23 protein-coding genes are annotated in these 19,577 nt (G+C 62.9%); 14 read left to right on the top strand and 9 right to left on the bottom strand.

Features of this window, described 5'->3' with window-relative positions; translation table 11 throughout:
- Positions 1–34: 34 nt before the first annotated feature.
- Positions 35–355, bottom strand: coding sequence for a DUF6280 family protein (locus IEV82_RS11285; protein WP_188482157.1), 321 nt, complete (start codon positions 353–355; stop codon positions 35–37).
- A 215-nt stretch (positions 356–570) separates the two neighbouring features.
- Here IEV82_RS11285 and efp point away from each other — a divergent pair, with 215 nt between their 5' ends.
- Positions 571–1,134: an elongation factor P gene (gene efp / locus IEV82_RS11280; protein ID WP_188482118.1), complete on the top strand. Its 564-nt coding sequence runs from the start codon at positions 571–573 to the stop codon at positions 1,132–1,134.
- Between the two features lie 372 nt (positions 1,135–1,506).
- Here efp and ygfZ read toward each other — a convergent pair whose 3' ends face one another.
- The 6 genes from ygfZ to thrS all read right to left on the bottom strand — a co-directional run bounded on the left by ygfZ (position 1,507) and on the right by thrS (position 7,082).
- Positions 1,507–2,247 carry a CAF17-like 4Fe-4S cluster assembly/insertion protein YgfZ gene (gene ygfZ, locus IEV82_RS11275; RefSeq protein WP_188482117.1) on the bottom strand — a complete coding sequence of 247 codons (741 nt, stop codon included), beginning with the start codon at positions 2,245–2,247 and terminating at the stop codon, positions 1,507–1,509.
- Between the two features lie 72 nt (positions 2,248–2,319).
- Positions 2,320–2,892 (bottom strand): DoxX family protein, encoded by a 573-nt coding sequence (locus IEV82_RS11270; protein WP_188482116.1) that lies wholly within the window; start codon positions 2,890–2,892, stop codon positions 2,320–2,322.
- A 27-nt stretch (positions 2,893–2,919) separates the two neighbouring features.
- On the bottom strand, positions 2,920–3,654 hold the full coding sequence (locus IEV82_RS11265) for an HvfC/BufC N-terminal domain-containing protein (protein ID WP_229747757.1): 735 nt from the start codon (positions 3,652–3,654) through the stop codon (positions 2,920–2,922).
- Positions 3,651–4,508, bottom strand: a complete 858-nt coding sequence (gene bufB / locus IEV82_RS11260) for an MNIO family bufferin maturase (RefSeq protein WP_188482114.1) — start codon at positions 4,506–4,508, stop codon at positions 3,651–3,653. The genes IEV82_RS11265 and bufB overlap by 4 nt, the downstream gene beginning before the upstream one ends.
- 88 nt (positions 4,509–4,596) lie before the next feature.
- Positions 4,597–4,902 carry a BufA1 family periplasmic bufferin-type metallophore gene (locus IEV82_RS11255; protein WP_188482113.1) on the bottom strand — a complete coding sequence of 102 codons (306 nt, stop codon included), beginning with the start codon at positions 4,900–4,902 and terminating at the stop codon, positions 4,597–4,599.
- Between the two features lie 233 nt (positions 4,903–5,135).
- Entirely contained in the window at positions 5,136–7,082 is a 1,947-nt protein-coding gene (thrS, locus tag IEV82_RS11250; RefSeq protein WP_188482112.1) for a threonine--tRNA ligase, read from the bottom strand.
- A gap of 305 nt (positions 7,083–7,387) precedes the next feature.
- On the opposite strand from thrS, the gene IEV82_RS11245 reads away from it, so the two are divergent.
- Entirely contained in the window at positions 7,388–7,633 is a 246-nt protein-coding gene (locus IEV82_RS11245; RefSeq protein ID WP_188482111.1) for a hypothetical protein, read from the top strand.
- A 72-nt stretch (positions 7,634–7,705) separates the two neighbouring features.
- Here the strand turns inward: IEV82_RS11245 and IEV82_RS11240 are convergent, their stop codons facing one another.
- Together IEV82_RS11240 and IEV82_RS11235 are read right to left on the bottom strand one after the other, a co-directional pair.
- Positions 7,706–8,164 carry an SRPBCC domain-containing protein gene (locus tag IEV82_RS11240; RefSeq protein WP_188482110.1) on the bottom strand — a complete coding sequence of 153 codons (459 nt, stop codon included), beginning with the start codon at positions 8,162–8,164 and terminating at the stop codon, positions 7,706–7,708.
- 12 nt (positions 8,165–8,176) lie between these two features.
- Positions 8,177–8,920, bottom strand: coding sequence for an ArsR/SmtB family transcription factor (locus IEV82_RS11235; RefSeq protein WP_188482109.1), 744 nt, complete (start codon positions 8,918–8,920; stop codon positions 8,177–8,179).
- 165 nt (positions 8,921–9,085) lie between these two features.
- On the opposite strand from IEV82_RS11235, the gene IEV82_RS11230 reads away from it, so the two are divergent.
- From IEV82_RS11230 to IEV82_RS11175, 12 genes are all read left to right on the top strand, one after another.
- Positions 9,086–10,333 (top strand): MFS transporter, encoded by a 1,248-nt coding sequence (locus tag IEV82_RS11230; protein ID WP_188482108.1) that lies wholly within the window; start codon positions 9,086–9,088, stop codon positions 10,331–10,333.
- Positions 10,334–10,412: 79 nt separating this feature from the next.
- Positions 10,413–11,144 (top strand): alpha/beta hydrolase, encoded by a 732-nt coding sequence (locus IEV82_RS11225; protein WP_188482156.1) that lies wholly within the window; start codon positions 10,413–10,415, stop codon positions 11,142–11,144.
- A gap of 89 nt (positions 11,145–11,233) precedes the next feature.
- On the top strand, positions 11,234–12,559 hold the full coding sequence (gene hisD / locus IEV82_RS11220) for a histidinol dehydrogenase (protein WP_188482107.1): 1,326 nt from the start codon (positions 11,234–11,236) through the stop codon (positions 12,557–12,559).
- 111 nt (positions 12,560–12,670) lie between these two features.
- A complete protein-coding gene (locus tag IEV82_RS11215) occupies positions 12,671–13,678 on the top strand; it encodes an ester cyclase (protein ID WP_188482106.1) in 1,008 nt (335 codons plus the stop codon).
- On the top strand, positions 13,657–14,085 hold the full coding sequence (locus IEV82_RS11210) for a VOC family protein (RefSeq protein WP_188482105.1): 429 nt from the start codon (positions 13,657–13,659) through the stop codon (positions 14,083–14,085). The genes IEV82_RS11215 and IEV82_RS11210 overlap by 22 nt, the downstream gene beginning before the upstream one ends.
- 14 nt (positions 14,086–14,099) lie before the next feature.
- A complete protein-coding gene (locus IEV82_RS11205; protein ID WP_188482155.1) occupies positions 14,100–14,708 on the top strand; it encodes a hypothetical protein in 609 nt (202 codons plus the stop codon).
- Between the two features lie 75 nt (positions 14,709–14,783).
- A complete protein-coding gene (locus IEV82_RS11200; RefSeq protein WP_188482104.1) occupies positions 14,784–15,542 on the top strand; it encodes an SDR family NAD(P)-dependent oxidoreductase in 759 nt (252 codons plus the stop codon).
- Positions 15,539–16,552: a LacI family DNA-binding transcriptional regulator gene (locus IEV82_RS11195; RefSeq protein ID WP_188482103.1), complete on the top strand. Its 1,014-nt coding sequence runs from the start codon at positions 15,539–15,541 to the stop codon at positions 16,550–16,552. Before IEV82_RS11200 ends, IEV82_RS11195 begins: the two co-directional genes overlap by 4 nt.
- A complete protein-coding gene (locus IEV82_RS11190; protein ID WP_188482102.1) occupies positions 16,549–17,511 on the top strand; it encodes a nuclear transport factor 2 family protein in 963 nt (320 codons plus the stop codon). The genes IEV82_RS11195 and IEV82_RS11190 overlap by 4 nt, the downstream gene beginning before the upstream one ends.
- A gap of 21 nt (positions 17,512–17,532) precedes the next feature.
- Positions 17,533–18,501, top strand: a complete 969-nt coding sequence (locus IEV82_RS11185) for a cupin domain-containing protein (RefSeq protein ID WP_188482101.1) — start codon at positions 17,533–17,535, stop codon at positions 18,499–18,501.
- 86 nt (positions 18,502–18,587) lie between these two features.
- Entirely contained in the window at positions 18,588–19,097 is a 510-nt protein-coding gene (locus tag IEV82_RS11180; RefSeq protein ID WP_188482100.1) for a GNAT family N-acetyltransferase, read from the top strand.
- 68 nt (positions 19,098–19,165) lie between these two features.
- Positions 19,166–19,540 carry a SpoIIAA family protein gene (locus tag IEV82_RS11175; protein WP_188482099.1) on the top strand — a complete coding sequence of 125 codons (375 nt, stop codon included), beginning with the start codon at positions 19,166–19,168 and terminating at the stop codon, positions 19,538–19,540.
- Positions 19,541–19,577 lie beyond the last annotated feature (37 nt).

Raw genomic sequence — 19,577 nt, 5'->3', positions numbered from 1 at the left:
GTCAGGGCGCGCTTTCCGAAAACGACGGAGTGGACTAAGCAGCTTCGGCTTGCTGTGCAGCATTCCGGCGTTCGCTTTCTTCGCGCGACAGCGCAACAGAGGTGCGGACACCTTTCCCGACAAAATCCATCAGTCCCGAGACCACGCGCTCGTTCGGGTCGATCCCGGCGCAGCTCAGCACTTCGCGGCCGTCGCGAGACCGCGCCCAACGCGCGATCTGCTCGGGGCCATTTCCATATTTCTTGTCATCTGCGATCGCGTCATCCAACGCAGCAAGAACCACGGCAGCAAACAGTTTGCGCGCGCGATTGCCTTGTTCTGCATTGAAGGCGGTACCGTCAACGAAATCTTTCATGATCCGTCCTGTGATTATTGCTCTTGTGTTTTCCGGCGTGGAGTTGCTTATGGCGCATTCCAGACGATTCGGATACCCTAGTTTTGCATACCTTTTATGCAAAAAATGCATGGCTTTCTGCGGATGCGAAACGAGATCTGGTTGTCTGGACAGCGTATCATCACCCAGATATAGGGTCTGGCAAAGTTGGATCAACCTTTTGACAAAGTTTAGCCATGCCCAAAATCAACGGTAACGAAATCCGCCCCGGTAACGTGCTGGAACATAACGGTGGTCTCTGGGCCGCCGTAAAAGTGGACCATGTGAAACCCGGCAAGGGCGGTGCGTTTGCGCAGGTGGAAATGAAGAATCTGCGCAACGGGTCCAAGCTCAACGAGCGGTTCCGCTCGGCGGACAAGGTCGAGCGCGTGCGTCTGGAACAGAAGGATATGCAGTTTCTTTATGAAACCGACGGCATGCTCGTGTTCATGGACACCGAAACCTATGACCAGGTCGAACTGGAGGCCGACATCCTTGGGGAACGCCGCCCGTTCCTTCAGGACGGAATGACCATCCTCGTCGAATTCCACGAATCCGAGGCGCTGAACGCGACGTTGCCGCAAAAGGTGACCTGCAAGATTTCCGAGACCGAACCGATCGTCAAAGGCCAGACAGCGGCCAACAGCTTCAAGCCCGCGATCCTCGACAACGGGGTCAAGGTCATGGTGCCACCCTTCGTCGGTCAGGATGAGTTGATCATCGTGAACACCGAAACGATGGAATATTCCGAGCGCGCCTGAACCGGCGCACCCAGCGACAAGCGCGTGCAGATGCGCTTGTCTCCGAACGCCCCGTTTCCGGATCATTAACCCTGCAAGGGCCATACCCCGTCCCACGGTGCGCACCGAGCGGGAAGGGTCACTCCCATGCCGCGACACATGAACTGACGATCTCTCGTGGGCTCACAAGGCCCGACCGCGAGAAACCGGTTTCAGACAGGTCACGGGGGACACCCCGGCAGAAGAGAGAACCGTCAGGCCCAAGAGGGCGGCGCCGCTTCTTCTTCACTGAACAGGACCAGAGCGCCGGGCTGAAGCCCCGGCCTGCACCACATCCAACCGGCGGGCTTTGCCCCGACCGGCCCAAACGCGTCGGCCGGGCGTTTGCCCGGCTCAGGCTTTCTCGACCAGCCGCACCGTCGCATCGCCCGCGCGCATGTCCTCGCCCGCACGGTCAAACCGCAGATAGGCCAGCCCCTGACCACCCGCCTGCGTGAAAAGCGTGCCTGACGGTTTGTCATCGACGGTGATATCCGTGCCCACCGGCGCGCTGCCCTCGACGGCCACCTTTGCCAGACCTTTGCGCAGCTCGGTCTTGTGCTTCATCCGCGCGGTGACTTCCTGCCCGACATAACAGCCCTTGCGGAAATCCACGCCGTTCAGGCGCTCGAACCCCATCTCCAGAATGAAACTGTCGGGCGTCAGCTCGACCCCGCTTTGCGGGACGAGAGCCGCGACGCGCACAGCGTCCCAATCGACGCTGTCATCGCCCGGCTGCCCGTCATACCCGCGCCAGCCCAGTGTCGGGTCGCGCGGATCGGCAAAGGCGCCCTCGGGCGCGTCACCCAGACCACGGGTCACCACGCGGTCGGTCTCGGTGATCTCGACCTTCGAGCGCAGCTTGTACATCGTCAGCGCCTGTTTCAGGTCGGGGGCGAGGGCGCTGTCCACATCGAGCAGGATCGCGTCGCCCATCGGCACCAGAAAGAAATCTGCGCGGTACTTGCCCTGCGGGGTCAGCATCGCGGCATAGACAAGCCCGTGCTCCAGCTTGGCCACGTCATTGGTCACAAGCCCCTGCAGGAAATCCCGCGCCTCCGCGCCGCTGATCCCGAGTACCGTTCGATCCGACATGTCGCCCCCTGACTGTTTTCCCGTCAGAGATAACGGACATGGCCCAAGGTACAAGGGGGGGCAGGCTGAGGCTCAGGCAGCTGCGGGCGTTCCAAGGATCTGACGCGACAGGATGCGATCCAGCGACAGCGCACCCGCCCCCTTGATCACCAGCGTGACAAGGATCAGCATCCAGAACGCGCGCTGATCAAGGATCACGCTGTCCGGCACCCGGTCGAACCATGCGCCCAGTGTTTCGGCATGGGCGATGCCGCCATGGCCGTAAAGGTCGGTCAGCGATTGCACGACGACAAAGCCGATCATTCCCAGTGCAGCCAGCCGGGTGAACAATCCGATCACGATCAGCAGTGGCAGGATGAATTCCGCCCATGTGCCCGCGACAACCACCGCCCAGTGAAAGATGCCAAGCTGCGACACGTCATAGACCACCGCCTCCATCTGCTTTGGGAAAATCTGCGCATAGGCACCGGTCGACGGCACGAAGATGCCCATGATCCCGTCGCCCAGCTTGGTCAGGCCCGACGCCCAGAAATACATCAGCAGCGTTGCGGCAAAGACGAACCGCGCAAGCAGCGGAACCAGACCGTCAAGGTTGCGTTCGATGGCGTTGAAGATTGAGTTGTGCAGGTGGGCAAGGCGGTCCATGGCGGCGGTCTTTCGGATCAAGGGAATTCAATGGTCAACGGCGGTGATGGCATGTTGTGACAGCAGCAGGTTCAGAAGCGCGGCAAGGTCGAAATCTTCCCCGCCCAATTCGATGGCCTCACCAAAGGGGGTGCCGCTGTGCAACGCGTGCAGCACGTCCCCGGCGCCGGTGCCAAGGATGAAGGGTTCAGGGTCATATTCGGCGCGCAGGATCACCACGTCTTCCGGGTGTCCCGAGGGTTTGTCACCGCCGCGCAGGCTGTAGTGCCAGATCGACCCGATCGAAAACTGCGACCGCAGCAGGATCATCGACGGCGCGAAGCCGAAGCGCGCGGCCAGCAGGCTCTCCTCGTCGAGCGATTGCAACAGCGTGGGGTCGATCCCGGTGCTGTCGGCGGCGTGATAGCTTTGCCTCATCGCCACGTCGATCCGGGCGACATCGGCGAGATAGGGCAGGTGTTCGAGCTGCTCCAGCGTCGCCACGAAATCCGGCAGACCGGCCCCGTAATGCATCATCAACGGCGACGTGGGCGGCGATTGCCGCAGGTGGGCGCGGGCCACGTGGTCGAAATTCTCGCGGCCGATCAGGCTGATCAGCGATGGAAACCCTGTGGCCAGAGCGTCACGCAGGGATACGGTGACATTGTTGCGATAGACGCCGTAGCGGCGTCCGGCGGGCTGGGCGTGACCATCGGTCAGGCCTTCGGGGACCGGGTGCGCCGGGTTCAGAAGACCGGCGCGAAACGCGGTCTGCACAGTCACACCAGCACCCGTGAAAGCGCCTGTGACGCGCGCCGTGCCTCGTCGGCCAGCACCGGCCAGTCGGGCACATCTGTGTCCCATTCCACGAGCACGGGTTTCGGTCCGGATTTGGCCAGCGCGTAATCGAGCAGCGCCCAGACCGGGTCCACCACCTCGCGCCCGTGGCTGTCGATCAGCAAAGGTGCACCAAAGTCATCCTCGTCCTCGTCATGACCGCCAAGATGGATTTCTCCAACAGCGTCAAGCGGATAGGCGTCGATATAGCCTTGCGGCGAATAGTCGAGATTGGTCGCCGACACGAACACGTTGTTGACGTCCAGCAGCAGGCCACAGCCAGTGCGACGCACGATCTCGGCGAGGAAATCGGTTTCAGAATACGTGCTTTCGGCAAAGGCCAGATAGGAAGACGGGTTCTCCAGCAGCATCCGGCGGCCCAGCAGGCTCTGTACCTCGTCGATGTGATCGGCAACGCGGGTCAGGGTCGCGCTCGTGTAGGGCAGGGGCAGCAGGTCGTTCAGGAAATGACTGTCATGGGTCGACCACGCCAGATGTTCGGAAAAGCTGGCGGGGTTGAGCCAGTCGCACAGGTGTTTGAGCCGGGCAAGGTGGTCCGGGTCAAGCCGTCCCTCGCCACCGATGGACAGGCCGACGCCGTGGACGGACATGGGGAACCGCTCGGACAACACACGCAACTGTGCCAGCGGTCGTCCACCATCGCCCATGTAGTTCTCGGCATGGATTTCCAGCCAGCCAACCGGGGCGGGGTCGGTCATGATATCAGTGAAATGCTGCGCTTTGTAGCCGACACCGGGCAGATGCGGCAGATGCGGAAAGGCATGTGAGGCGTCAGGCATGGCATGTCTCTTTCGGGATAAGCCGGGCAGAAGCCCGGCCTACGATTTGAAGCGGCAGGTCGGAGCATACACCGACCTGCCCGAAAAATCAGCCCTGCGGCAGGTCGCGGCCAAGCTCTTCGAGCGAGCCGGTACGCGCCGAGCCGTCGGCCATCGCGGGCAGTTCGATTTCGGCGCAGGTGCCTGCATCGACCAGGGTCCAGGCGTTGCCCTGGTAGTCGACGGTCGAGGAACCGGCGCAGGTTGTGCCCGGACCTGCGGCGCAGTCGTTCTGACCTGCCAGAGAGACGCCAAAGCACTTTTCCTTGGCTTGGGCGGTGGCGGTGGTGGAGTAGGCGGCGAAGCTTGCAGCAACGGCACCAACGATCGCAGCGGTCTTGAGTGTCTTCGACATGAGAGGGTCCTTCTGGTTACCTTACGAGTTGAACTGGGTCGACGTAACGTCAGCGACGCCGATGAACCGAACATGCCCTGCGGCAGGCTGCCGCGCTATTCACGGCGGTGTGTTTCACGCGTGCGTGACGACAGGTGAACCCCCGGCGTGCGATTTATTGCTGTAATTTGGGGAAAAACGAAAGGCCCCGCAATTATGACGGGGCCTTTTTGAAGGATTGCTGCGCTCAAATGTTACAGAAGATCGGGAGGAGTCGCCTCTGTCCCGAGGCTGCTCACGATTTCGGTCAGAGATGTTACAGCCGTCTGTTTCTCACCGAGCCTCCGAACGGTCACGGTGCGCTCTTCGACCTCGCGGTGGCCGATGGCCAGAATCACCGGAACCTTGCCGACGCTGTGTTCGCGAACCTTGTAGTTGATCTTCTCGTTGCGGATATCCGCCTCTGCACGGACACCGGCCTTGGTCAGGGCTGCGACGACCTCGTGCACATAGTCATCCGCCTCGGACACGATGGAGGCGACGACCACCTGACGCGGGGCCAGCCAGAAGGGCAGCTTGCCGGCGTGTTCCTCGATCAGGATGCCGATGAACCGTTCGAACGACCCGAGGCACGCGCGGTGCAGCATCACCGGACGATGCCGTGCGCCGTCCTGGCCGATATAGGTGGCGTCCAGCCGTTCGGGCAGCACGAAATCCACCTGCAAGGTGCCGCATTGCCAGTCCCGGCCGATCGCATCGGTCAGAACGAATTCCAGCTTGGGACCGTAAAACGCGCCTTCGCCGGGGTTCAGCTCGAACTCGCAACCTGCGGCAGCCGTGGCCGCCTTGAGGGCGCTTTCGGACTTGTCCCAGACTTCGTCCGAACCGGCGCGGGTGTCCGGACGGTCGGAGAACTTGATCTTGAACTGCTCAAACCCGAGGTCGCGGTAGATGTCTGACAGGAAGTCGATAAAGCGTTTTGTTTCATCTTGGATCTGGTCCTCTCTACAGAAGATATGAGCGTCATCCTGGGTAAACCCGCGGACGCGCATGATACCGTGCAGCGCACCGGATGGCTCGTATCTAGCGCACGAGCCGAATTCGGCCATACGCAGGGGAAGATCTCGGTAAGACTTTAACCCCTGGTTAAAGATCTGGACGTGGCAGGGACAGTTCATCGGCTTGAGCGCGTTGACCGCCTTTTCGCGGGCATGCTCTTCGTCGACTTCGACGATGAACATGTGGTCCTGGTACTTCTCCCAGTGGCCCGAGGCCTCCCACAGCTTGCGGTCCACCACCTGCGGGGTGTTCACCTCGACATAGCCGCCGCGCTGCTGCTTGCGGCGCATGTAATCCTGCAACTGGGTGTAGATGGTCCAGCCGTTCGGGTGCCAGAAGATCTGGCCCGGCGCTTCTTCCTGCATGTGAAACAGGTTCATCTCGCGGCCAAGACGGCGGTGGTCGCGCTTTTCGGCTTCTTCAAGGAAGGTGAGGTAGGATTTCAGGTCGTCGCGGTTCCTGAACGCCACGCCGTAGATGCGTTGCAGCATGGGCCGCGTGTTGTCGCCGAGGAAATAGGCGGCGGAGACGTTCATCAGCTTGAACGCATCGGCGGGCACCTGCCCGGTGTGTTGCAGGTGCGGCCCACGGCAGAGATCCATCCAGTCGCCATGCCAGTACATGCGGATGTCTTCGCCCTCGGGGATCCGGTCGAGGATCTCGACCTTATAGGGCTCGCCGTTGTCGGTGTAGTGCTGGCGCACCTTCTCGCGCGTCCAAAGCTCGGTGCGCACGGTATCGCGGGCGTTGATGATGTCCTTCATCCGCTTTTCGATGGTGCCGAGGTCTTCGGGCGTGAACGGGTCCTTGCGGTCGAAATCATAGAACCAGCCATTGTCGCGCACCGGGCCGATGGTGACTTTGACGTCCGGCCAGATCTCCTGCACGGCGCGCGCCATGATGTGGGCAAGGTCATGCCGGATCAGTTCGAGCGCGGGGGCGTCATCCTGCATCGTGTTGATGGCGATGCGGCTGTCGGCCTCGATGGGCCATTGCAGGTCCCAGTGCGCGGTGTCCACGGTGGCGGAAATCGCCTTCTTGGACAGGGATTTGGAGATGCTCTCGGCCACTTCGGCAGGGGTCACACCCTTGTCGAACTCGCGTACAGTGCCATCGGGGAAGGTCAGGGAAATCTGGCTCATTGGCGCAGCTCCTCGTCAGTTTGGCGCCCACGGAACGCCCGGTTGCGGGTTATGTATCGTGCGCGGCTTGTGGCAGCGGGGGTGCGGCGCGTCAAGATGCGGATGGTCTATCGACCGGGTGAGTCGCGAGTTTTGTATGCAGCCACGAAAGATTCTTTCGCGGTATACCAATGTATTATGGGAAAGCGTTTTGAATCAATGACTTGCCGATGCGGATTGCTATGGACGAAAGCGACGCAATTGCTATGTATAACGACATTCCACTATCGGAAACTTTTGCGTCATACAGAACGGGGGAGCAGACAATGCCCGGATACAACACGCAATTCGAATTGACGGTCGACGACATGGAGCTGATCGAGGACGCATTGCGGACCACTTCGCGGTCGCTCAACTCTGCTGTTCTCGAACAGGACGCGGACCCGCTGCACCCTTGCGAGAACACCCGCGAGGTCGATGCCTCGATGAAGCGGATCAATGACCTTCTGGGCCGTCTGCACAACCAGAAGAACTTTTACCGCCCCAAGTCCGGCGCCTATATCGGCGGGTGAAGGTGGGTTGAAAAACCCACTCTTCACTTTTTACGCCGCTGAAAGGGACGAGGCAGTTTTGTAACCGCGCCCCTAAGGCGCCTCTCCCTCATGCTCATCCCACAGGTGGTCGCCGCCGAACTGCATCGGCTGGCCGGTTTCCAGCCACGTCTTGAGGCCGGACAATGTCCGCACCCAGCCATCTGCGGTGCCGCCGCTCGGATCATGCGCCAAGCCGCGATGCTCGACCGTCAGTTTGCAGTAATCCCCTTCGGCCTCGATGAGATACGTGACTTCGCTGGTCTTGGCGTCGGGTTCCCATTTCGGCTCGAAACTGGTGACGATCCGGGTTTTCGGATCGAGCAGGATCTCGCGTGTGTGCAGGGTCTCGAAACCGTCAGGTGTCGAGTAGATCAGCGTGTCGCCGGTACGTTTCGCGCTCTGGCCCAGGAAGTCGTAATTCGCCACGGCGTCGGCCGAGGTCAGCGCGTCCCAGAGCGCATCCTGCGAACAGCGGATGTAGGTCTGCATCATGAAATCTGGTTTGGTCATTGGGGCTGTCCTTCAGCTTGCCATCTTGAGGGCGGTACCGGTTTCCAGATACGACTTGAGCGATGCCGCCAGTCGCGCCCAACCTTCGGCAAAGCCTTCCTGCCCCGGTGCCAGATCGTAATGTTCGATGGTCAGCTTGCAGGTCTCGCCTTGCGGTTCGATCAGGTAGACAAAGTGGGACGCGGGCGCGTTCGGACCCATGAACAACGGCTCGAACGTCATGGCGATGCGGGTCTTGGGGTCCATCTCGGTCGTGACCTGCCGCAGCATCGGGGTGCCATCGGGCATGATGAATTCGGTCACGTTGTCGGGGCGCGCGTCGCCGCGCACCTCGTTGTACATGAAGTGATAGGCGGCCATCTGGTCGGCCTTGGTCAGCGCGTCCCACAGCGCATCCTGCGAACAGCGGATGAAGGTCTGCATCATGAAATCGGGTTTTCCCATTCTGGTCTCTCTTTCCAATCGGGATTTCAAATCGCTCACCATCCGCGTTTGCGGTTGCAGGAAGGGCGCGACCCAACGGTCGAACATGTCCTGCAGGGGCAGGGGGTTCAGGTAATGGTATTTGAACCGCCCCTGTTTGCGCGGGATGACAAGATGGGCGTCTTCGAGAACCTTGAGGTGCTTCATCACGCCGAACCGGCTCATGTCGAGCTGCTCTTCCAGTTCGGTGAGCGTCTGCCCGTCCTTGCGTCGCAAACTGTCGAGCAGCGCGCGGCGGGCGGGGTCGTTGAGGGCTTTGAAGATCATGTCCATGAAAGTGACTATACGTGATTCTTTAGTCACGTGACAATAGGGTAACTTAATGGAGTGTAATCTTTACCAAGGTCATGTTTTCACACTTGTTTCGAGGTGTTCAGGAACTCTTTGTCGTTTTGGGCGTTTGCACGCGGTTGATGCTAGCCCGAGGAGCCGAGCCGCATGACCCATCCCGTCACCGACGTCTATGAAGAGATCACGGGGGCCGACGCGTCGGTCCGGGATCGCGAGGCGCGCAACGGGGTGCGGCACATGGTGAGCCTGTCGCTGACCAAGGTGGCGGACGGGCTGATCGACCCCAAGCTGGTGCTCAGCTGGTTGGCCGGGTCGCTGGGCGCGCCTGCCGCGCTGACGGGGCTTTTGGTTCCGATCCGCGAGTCGGGGGCGTTGCTGCCGCAGATCCTGTTCGCGGGCCGGGTCGAAGCGATGAAGCATCGCAAATGGGCCTGGGTCCTTGGGTCCGCGGGGCAGGGCATCGCGGCACTGGCCATCGTGGTCATCGCGCTGACGATGGAGGGGCTCGCCGCCGGGTTGGCCCTGTGCGGAGCGCTGGCGGTGTTGGCGGTGTCGCGGGCGGCCTGTTCGGTCAGCTACAAGGATATTCTGGGCAAGACGGTGCAGAAAACCCGCCGCGGGGCCGTCACGGGTGTGGCCGGGTCCACCGCATCGATTGCCGTGCTGATCTTTGCGGGACTGCTGCTGTCTGGCGTGTTGCGCGACGTGACGCCGGTGATTGTCGCCATCGCTCTGGCCTCCGTGCTCTGGATCGTGGCGGCGATGCTGTTTTCAGGGCTCGAGGAACAGGCGTCGGAAGAGGTTGAAAGCACCATGTTCGATCTGACTCCGTTGAAAGAAGACAGGCAGTTCCGCCTGTTCATCGCGGTGCGCGGATTGTTGACGGTCACGGCGCTGGCGCCGCCCTATTTCGTGCTGCTGGGCGGCGAGCAATCGGCCTTGCAGGGGTTGGGTGCATTGCTTCTGGCATCGGCGGCGGCGGCCTTTGCCGGGTCGTATGTCTGGGGCCGCCTGTCGGACAAATCCTCGCGCAAGGTGCTGTTCCTGTCGGGACTGCTGGCGGCCGGGTTTGCCACGCTCGCCGTTTTGGCCGAGTTGAGCGGGTGGGCGCAAACTGTCTGGGTGATCCCGGTGATCCTGTTCTTCTTCATGCTGTCCTATCAGGGCGTGCGGTCGGCGCGGTCGGTCTATCTTGTCGACATGGCCCCCGAAGACGCGCGGTCGTCTTATGCGGCCTTGGCCAATACGGCCATCGGGGTGCTGTTGTTGGTCACCGGGGCGTTCGGCGGGCTGCTTGCCCTTGCGGGTCCGGTCGCTGCGCTGATCGGGTTCGTGGTGCTGTCGCTTGCGGGCGGGGTGCTTGCACTGCGGCTGGACGAGGTCGAAACCGGCTAGGATCTCCGCGCCCCCTTGGGTTCCGGTGCGCTTTGCGTAAACTGCGCCGCAAACGCAAGCGGAGGCAGATGTGACATCCATTCAGCAGATCGACGGACCCAATGGAACCCTGCTGGCCTATGCCAAGACCGACGGCGAAGGGCCGGCCATCGTGTTCCTCTCGGGCTACAAATCCGACATGGAGGGCACCAAGGCGGTGCATCTGGAGGCCTGGGCCAAGGCGCAGGGCCGGGCGTTCCTGCGGTTCGACTATTCGGGGCACGGCGTGTCGGGCGGCGTGTTCGAAGACGGGTGCATCGGAGACTGGGCGCGCGATGCGCAGGCGGTGATAGAAGCCACGTGTGACGGTCCGGTGGTTCTGGTGGGATCGTCCATGGGCGGCTGGATCGCGTCTTTGCTGACGCAGCGCATGGACCGTGTGGTGGGCTTTGTCGGCATCGCGGCCGCGCCCGACTTTACCGAGGACGGGTTCTGGGCCGGGTTTTCCGAGGATGAGCGCCGACAGGTGATGGAGGAGGGGCGGATCGCGCTGCCCTCGGACTACGGCGATCCCTATATCGTCACGCGCCGGCTGATCGAGGACGGGCGCGACCATCTTGTCCTTCGGTCGCCTTTGCCGATGCCCTATCCGGTGCGGCTGGTTCAGGGAACCGAAGATACCGCCGTCAGCCGTGAAACCGCGCTGCGGCTCCTGGACCATATCGACAGCCCCGACCTGCGGTTGACGCTGGTCAAGGGCACGGATCACCGCTTTTCCGAGCCAGCGAACCTGCGCCATATCGAACAGGCGATCCTTGAGGTTCTGGGCTGAGGGGTAATGTTGCAATCGTATGCAAAAATCGCTTGAGAGGGCGGCACGCCCCGCTATGCTGAGTCGGACATCTGATCCGGGGAGGGACCATGGCCGACTATCTCAAACGGGGCAAACCCGAGACCGAACGCGCCGAGGATGACGCAAAGACCCGCGCCGTGGTCGAGGCGACGCTGGCCGATATCGAAGCGCGCGGCGATGCGGCGGTGCGCGACCTGGCGGCGAAATTCGACAATTACACGCCCGACAGCTTTCGCCTGACGCAGGGCGAAATTGATGCGCTGATCGCAGAATTGACCCCGCGCGAATTGGCCGACATCACCTTTGCGCAGGCGCAGGTGCGGAATTTCGCGCAGGCGCAGCGCGACTCGATGCTGGATATCGAGGTCGAGACGATGCCCGGCGTGATCCTTGGTCACAAGAACATCCCGGTGCAGTCGGTGGGCTGTTACGTGCCCGGTGGCAAGTTCCCGATGGTGGCCTCGGCTCATATGTCGGTAGCGACCGCGTCTGTCGCGGGTGTGCCACGGATCATCGCCTGTACGCCGCCCTGGCAGGGCAAACCCAACCCGGCGGTGATCGCCGCGATGCATCTGGGCGGAGCGCATGAAATCTACGTGCTGGGCGGGATACAGGCGGTCGGTGCCATGGCGATCGGCACGGAAACGATTGATCCGGTGCATATGCTTGTCGGGCCGGGCAATGCGTTTGTGGCCGAGGCAAAGCGGCAGCTATTCGGGCGTGTGGGCATTGATCTGTTCGCTGGGCCAACCGAGACAATGGTGATCGCAGACGACACGGTGGATGCCGAGATCTGCGCGACCGATCTGCTGGGGCAGGCGGAGCACGGGTATAATTCGCCCGCCGTGCTGGTAACCCATTCGCGCAAGCTGGCGGAAGAGACGTTGAAAGAGGTGGACCGGCTGCTGGAAATCCTGCCGACGCGGGACACGGCATCGGTCAGTTGGCGCGACTATGGCGAGGTGATCCTCTGCGCTGACCATGAAGAGATGCTGGCAGTCGCCAACGACATCGCCTCCGAGCACGTGCAGGTGATGACCGACCGCGACGATTGGTATCTGGAGAACATGACCTGCTACGGCGCGCTGTTCCTTGGCGCGCGGACCAATGTGTCGAACGGCGACAAGGTGATCGGGACCAACCATACCCTGCCGACGCGGAAGGCCGGGCGCTATACCGGCGGGCTTTGGGTCGGCAAGTTTCTGAAAACCCACTCCTATCAGAAGATCACAACCGACGAGGCGGCGACGCTGATCGGGGAATACGGCTCGCGGCTGTGCATGCTCGAGGGGTTTGTCGGTCATGCCGAGCAGTGCAACGTGCGGGTGCGGCGCTATGGCGGGGTGAACGTGCCTTACGGTGAAGGCGCGCCCTATCGAGACGCGGCGGAGTGAGTTTGGGCGGGAGACGATGCGTCGACGCATCGTCTGTTTCCGTTGACGGAAACACTGGGGTTCCACCCCAGACCCCGGCATATTTGGGAAAAGAAGAAGCAAGGGGGCCTCATGTCTGAGGTCGAGGACGCGAAGGCAGTGATGGCGCCGGTGTTTGCGGCGATGCGGGATTGCGATGGCGTTGAGGCGGCGCTTGCGCAGGTTGCGCCGGAGGCTCTGTTTCGGATGTGCCATCCGTTTGGCGACCTGCACGGGGCAGAGGCGTTTGTTGCGGATGTGTTTGCGCCGTTTCAGGCAGCACTGCCCGATCTGGAGCGGCAGGAGGTGATCCGCATTGCGGGCTTTGATGCGGATGGCGCGCTTTGGGTCGGCTCGGGTGGGCACTATGCGGGGCGGTGGACTGCGCCCTGGCTGGGTATCCCGTCGACCGGCCGCAGTGCTGTGATGCGGTTTCACGAGTTCTACCGGATCGAGGATGGTTCTTGCGCCGAGATGCAGGCGGTCTGGGACATTCCCGAGATGATGATGCAGGCCGGGGTCTGGCCGATGGCGCCGCAGTTGGGGCGGTTCCTCCATGCGCCCGCCCCGATGACGCAGGACGGGCTGGGGCCGCATGATCCGGCTTTGTCGGAGGCGAGCGCGCAGCATGTGATCGACATGCTGACCGCGATGATACGGCACCCGGCGCAGGGTGGACCGGCGGTGATGGAGTTGGAGCGGTTCTGGCATCCGAAGTTCATGTGGTACGGGCCTGCGGGGATCGGCACGGCGCGCGGGGTGGAGGAGTTTCGGCGGTTCCACCAGATCCCGTTCCTGAACGCCATGCCCGACAGGGGGCAGCATCCCGAGGGCACAACGCATCATTTCATGGCCGAGGGGACCTATGTCGGCGTGACCGGCTGGCCCAACATGCAACAGACCCTGACCGGGGACGGCTGGCTGGGCCTGCCGCCGACAGGGCGACGGATCACCTTGCGCAGTCTGGATTTCTGGCGGCTGGAGCACGGGCTGATCCGCGAAAACTGGGTTCTCGTGGACCTGCTGGATGTGTACGCTCAGATCGGGGTGGATGTGTTTGCCCGGATGAAGGAGCTGGCATGGAGCAGAGGATATCGCTGATCACGCTGGGCGTGATGGATGCGGACAAGGCGGCGGCGTTTTACGACGCGCTGGGCTGGGCACGTGTCGAGACGCAGGACGGCGTGATCGCCTATGACTTGCTGGGGCAGACCTTGGGGCTGTATCCGCTGGACAAGCTGGCCGAGGATATCGGGATCGACGTGGCTCAGTTGGGGCGCGGGGCGCTGACCTTGGGCTACAACACACCGGACCGGGCGGGGGTGGATGACGTCATGGGGCGGGTCGAGGCCGCAGGTGGTACCGTGTTGAAGCCGCCGCAGGATGTGTTCTGGGGCGGCTACCACGGCTATTTCAGCGACCCGGAAGGCCATATCTGGGAAGTGGCGCATAACCCGTTTTCGCCCTTGCGCGAGGGCGATGGCGCGTTCCGCTGGAACGGGTATTGAGACGACCCCAAAGCATGTGGAGCCTCGAGACACTGGGCCGGGTCCGGTTGTCGCGGCATTTCTACATGCGGGAGTTTCTCTATTCCGAGATCGGGAATTTTCATCAGATCCAGAACATTCCCGACGATCCCGATCTGGCTATCGCGCGGGGGCGGGCGTTTTGCGAAACCTTGCTTGATCCGTTGCAGGAGACATTCGGGCGTATCGCGGTGCGGTCAGGCTATCGGTCGGCCATGCTCAATACGTTCGGCAACGAGAACGGGTTGAACTGCGCGCGCAACGCGTATCCGCTGGAATGCCATATCTGGGACAGGCCGGAGGTGGAGGTCGCGGGCGCGAGCATCGTGATCCCGTGGTTTGCCGACCGCTATGAGCAGGGGCGCGACTGGCGCGATCTGGCGTGGTGGCTGTATGATCATCTGCCCTTTGCCGAAACGTGGTTCTTTCCTAAGCTCTGCGCCTTCAACATCTCGTGGCGGCCTGATCCGCCCCGGCGCATCGACAGCTATATCGCGCCGAAAGGGACATTGGTTCGGGCGGGCGCGGAGCCCTCCGAGGCACCCGGGCAGCGCGCCGCGCGTTATGTCGATTTCCCGCCGTTTCGGGGCATCGCCTATCCGTGATGCGGGGGCTGGACAGGGCCACTGTGCCGCGATAGCCTGATTTTGCACACCTATGCAAATCCACGGAGACGCCTCATGACCCTGCCCAGAACCCCGTCGTTTCGTCTGGATGGCAAGCGGGCGCTGGTCGCTGGCGGGTCGCGCGGCATTGGCTTTGGCTGTGCCGTTGCACTGGCCGAAGCAGGCGCGCATGTGATCGTGGCGGCGCGCAACGCGGTGCAGGTGCAGGCGGCGGTGAACGAGATGGCGCAGGCCGGGTTCAGTGCCGAGGCACTGGTGCTGGATGTGACGGATGTCGCAGCGGTGCGTGATGCCTTTGACGCGATCGGGCCGGTAGACGTGCTGGTCAATTCGGCGGGCCTCGCGCGGCACAGCCCGGCGCTGGAAACCACACCCGAGGATTTCGATGCGGTGGCGGCAGTCAACATCAAGGCGGCCTATTTCCTGGCACAGGCTGCGGCGCGGCAGATGGTCGGTCGTGGTGGGTCGATCATCCAGATCTCCAGCCAGATGGCCCATGTCGGCGGCATTGACCGCGCGGTCTATTGCGGAACCAAACACGCCGTCGAGGGCATGACCAAGGCGATGGCGATCGAATGGGGCCCGCAGAGCATCCGTGTCAACACGATCTGCCCGACCTTCATCCTGACGGACCTGACCAAGCCCACCTTTGACGATCCGGAAAAGCGCGCGTGGATCGAGGCCAAGATCAAGCTGCCGCGCGTGGGGCAGGTCGAGGATGTGATGGGCGCGTGCCTGTTTCTGGCTTCGGATGCGAGCGCGCTGGTCACCGGCACGTCGATCCTTGTCGATGGCGGATGGACGGCGGGATGACACGGCGCGTCACCTCTTTCGATGTGGCCGCCCGCGCCGGGGTCAGCCAGTCGGCGGTGAGCCGGGTGTTTTCCGGCGCATCGGCCAGCAAGGCCACGTCGGACAAGGTGCGCGAAGCGGCCGAGGCTTTGGGCTACCGGCCCAACGTGCTGGCGCGGTCGCTCATCACGGGGCGCAGCCGGATCATCGGCATGGTGGTCGCCTACCTGGGCAACCCGTTCTACCCCGACGCGCTGGAGCGGTTCAGTCGGGTGTTTCAGGACGAGGGCTATCATACCTTGGTGTTTACGCTGCCCGAAGGCGCGGGGGACACCGATACGGACCGGATCATCCAGCAGATGCTGGATCACCAGGTCGACGGGATCGTGCTGGCCAGTGTCGGTCTGGGCGATGCGCTTGCGGCACGGTGCGAGGCGGCGGGCATTCCCGTGGTGCTGTTCAACCGCGGTCAGGCGGGCAGCGGGCTGGCGCAGGTCACCTCGGCCAACCGGCTGGGCGGGGCAAAGGTGGCGGAGTTCCTCGTGGCGGGGGGGCACAGGCGTATTGGCCATGTCGCGGGCTGGCAGGGATCGTCCACCGGGCGCGACCGGACCGAGGGGTTTGTCGCACGGCTTGCCGAGTTGGGGCAGGAGGCGGTGGGCATTGAAGACGGACGCTATGACCATGCCGAGGCGGTGCGGGCGACGGACGTGCTGGTCGCAAGGGGCGTCGATGCGCTGTTTGTCGGCAACGATCACATGGCGTTTGCGGTGATGGATCACCTGCGCTCTGCGCTGGGCCTCAAAATCCCCGGCGACGTGTCGGTCGTGGGCTATGACGATGTGCCGATGGCGGGGTTTGCGGCCTACGACCTGACCACCGTGCGCCAACCCGTGGGACGCATGGTCAAGGCAACGGTTGCGGCGCTTGTTAACCAAATCGAAGACAAATCCGCGCAAGCGGAGGTGACAGAAATCGACGGGCCGCTGATCCTGCGCGGATCGGCCCGCATACCGGAAGGCTTGGCATGAGAGGGTTCGACAACCGTTTCGCGGATTTCCCCGATTACATCCTCGGGATCACCAGGGAGATCTGGGAGGACCGCGGGCTGGGCGCGCGCATGAAGGAGTATTACCACCCCGAGGTGATCGTGCGCATGCCCGGCGGGATCTCGTTTGGCGAGCCCGCCTCGACTGCGGCGACGATGGCGACGCTGGTGGAATTTCCCGACCGGGTGCTGCTGGGCGAGGACGTGATCTGGTCGGGTACACCCGAGGTGGGGATGCTGTCGTCGCATCGCATCCTGTCCACTGCAACGCATATGCGCGACGGGATGTTCGGGCCAGCGACCGGGCGCAAGGTGCGGTACCGCGCGATTGCCGATTGTTACGCCAAGGCCAACATGATCAGCGACGAATGGCTGATCCGGGACAATGGCGCGGTGCTGCGGCAGCTGGGCTTTGACGTCAAGGACTGGGCGCGCGCCCGTCTTTCCGGTCTCGATCCCGAAACCCAGCCGTTCCGTCCCGAGATCGACGTGCAGGGCCCCTATACGGGCCGGGGCAATGACAACCAGTGGGGGCAGGGCCTTGCGGCGCTGCTGACGCGGATCATGGCGGGCGAATTGTCGGTGATCCCCGATCAGTACGACCGCGCGGTGCAGGCGGACTATCCCGGTGGTCTGACCGTTCACGGCACCGCCGAGGTCGATGCGTTCTGGCTGGGCCTGCGGTCCTCTTTTCCGTCTGCGGCGTTCAAGATCCAGCACATGATCGGGATGGAGGAACCCAACATGCCGCCGCGCGCCGCGATCCGCTGGTCGCTGAGCGGCACACATGACGGGTGGGGCAGCTTTGGCGCACCGACCGGCGCAGACGTGCATGTCATGGGGATCACCCATGCCGAGTTCGGCCCGCGCGGGCTGCGCCGGGAATGGACGCTCTACGACGAGACCGCGATCTGGATGCAAATTCTGGCCCATCAGGGCTGACACCACAAAGGGAACAGACCAATGACCCCGCAAGAGATGGAAGCCCGCATCGTCCGTTACGGCGATCTGCGCCCCTGCCGCACCGCCTTTATCGACGCCCATACGCCGGGCAGCAATCAAAAGGAAAACTTTACCATCATCGGCGGCGGTGTGTCGGAAAGCGCCGATCAGCACGTGCACATCACCGAAACGCCGGGCTTCAACATTGGCGCGGCGGGCCAGCCGCCCAAGTGCCGCAATTCGCTGCACAGCCATCGCACCGCCGAGGTGTTCTTTGTGCTGTCGGGGCGCTGGCGCTTCTTCTGGGGGCGCTGGGGCACCGCGGGCGAGGTGGTGCTGGAGCAGGGCGACATCATCAACATCCCCACCGGCATCTTTCGCGGGTTCGAGAATATCGGCACCGATTACGGGATGATCATGGCGGTGCTTGGTGGCGACGATGCCGGGGGCGGGGTGATCTGGGCGCCGCAGGTGATCGAGGATGCACGCGATCACGGGCTGGTGCTGGGTGAGAACGGCAAGCTTTACGACACCAAGGCGGGGCAGTCGTTGCCCGAGGGCGTCAAGCCGATGCCGGTCCTGACCGAGGAGCAGCTCAAGGCGTTTCCCGAGCCGGCAGCAGCAGAGGTCATTCCCGGCCACGTGGCGCGCTACTGGGATCTGATGGGGTTGGCGGGCCGCAAGCCTGCCAAGGTGATCGGACCTGATGCCAAGCTGCGCGACCGGCCGGGCTTCGAGGTGGATTTCATCACGCGCGGGTCGATCCCCGAGGACATGTATAGCGTCGCTGACCACGAGGTGCTGATGCCGGTGCGGGGTCACTGGCGGCTGAGTTGGGAGGGCGGCACAACCGCGCTCAACCCCGGTGATACGGTCGCCGTGCCGCCCGGACTGGCGCACAGCCTCATCCCCGCCATGACCGGCGAGGCGTCGATGTACCGGGTGCGGTCGACCGATGATCCGGCAGGGCCAACCCGGACCGATGGCTGACCGGGCGAACTTGCCTGCGAAGTGGCTGGAGCCTGTGGTCCTCCGACCTATGTTGCCTCACAGGAACCAGCAGGATGGAGGGTCACATGGCGGGAAACACGCTGACATTGCGCCCGGCGGACGCATCGGATTTCGAGGCGCTGGACCGGCTGTTCGGGCAAAGCTATCCGGCGCTGCTCAAGGACGATTACCCGCCTTCGGTGCTGGTCACGGCGGTGCCGCTGATCTCGCGGGCGCAACCGGCATTGATCGCGTCGGGCAGCTTTTTCGTCGTCTGTGACGGGCAGGAGATCGTCGGCGCGGGCGGCTGGACGATGCAGGCACCGGGCGGCAGACCCGGTGCGCGCGGCATCGGCCATATCCGCCACGTCGTCACCGATCACAGGCGCACCCGGCAGGGCATCGGGCGGTCGCTGATGGAGCATATCGCGCTGCACGCGCTGGCGTCGGGCATGTCGCAGCTGCATTGCCAGAGCACGCGCACCGCGGTCCCGTTCTACGAAGCGATGGGTTTTGAGGCACGGGGCGACATTGTTGTGCCACTGCGCCCCGGCATCGACTTTCCTGCCGTCTTCCTGCAGCGGATTCTTGCTTAGGTTGATCTGCGTCATGGTGGTGTCACGGATTCTGGTGTGGACTCAGGCTCCAGCTCAAGGAGGCGACCATGCTGACCATCACCAAACCTGAACCGAACCGGGTGGATATCGAACTGTCCGGCAAGATCGATTCCGACGAAATGGCCAAGGGGCTCGATGACCTGCTGGACAAGTCGCAGGATGTGAACGAGGGTAAGATGCTTTATACGATCACCTCGTTCGCCTTTCCCGATCTCGGGGCGATGGCCGTCGAGATGGTGCGCCTGCCCAAGATGTTCGGGCTTCTGGGCCGGTTCGACCGTTGCGCCGTGCTGTGCGATGTCGGGTGGATCAGAAACGCTGCCGAGATCGAGGGCACGCTGTTTCCAGGGATCGACATCAAGGGGTTCGAACTGACCGAACGGGATCAGGCCGAAGCTTGGTTGCAGACCGGGATGGCGTGACCGCAGAGGTTGTGGAATGCGGGCTCATTTTCTTTCG

This window comes from Marivita lacus, from assembly GCF_014637725.1.
GTDB lineage: Bacteria > Pseudomonadota > Alphaproteobacteria > Rhodobacterales > Rhodobacteraceae > Marivita > Marivita lacus.
The sequence above is the reverse complement of the archived record's forward strand: the minus strand, read 5'-3'. Positions and strand labels throughout refer to the sequence as shown.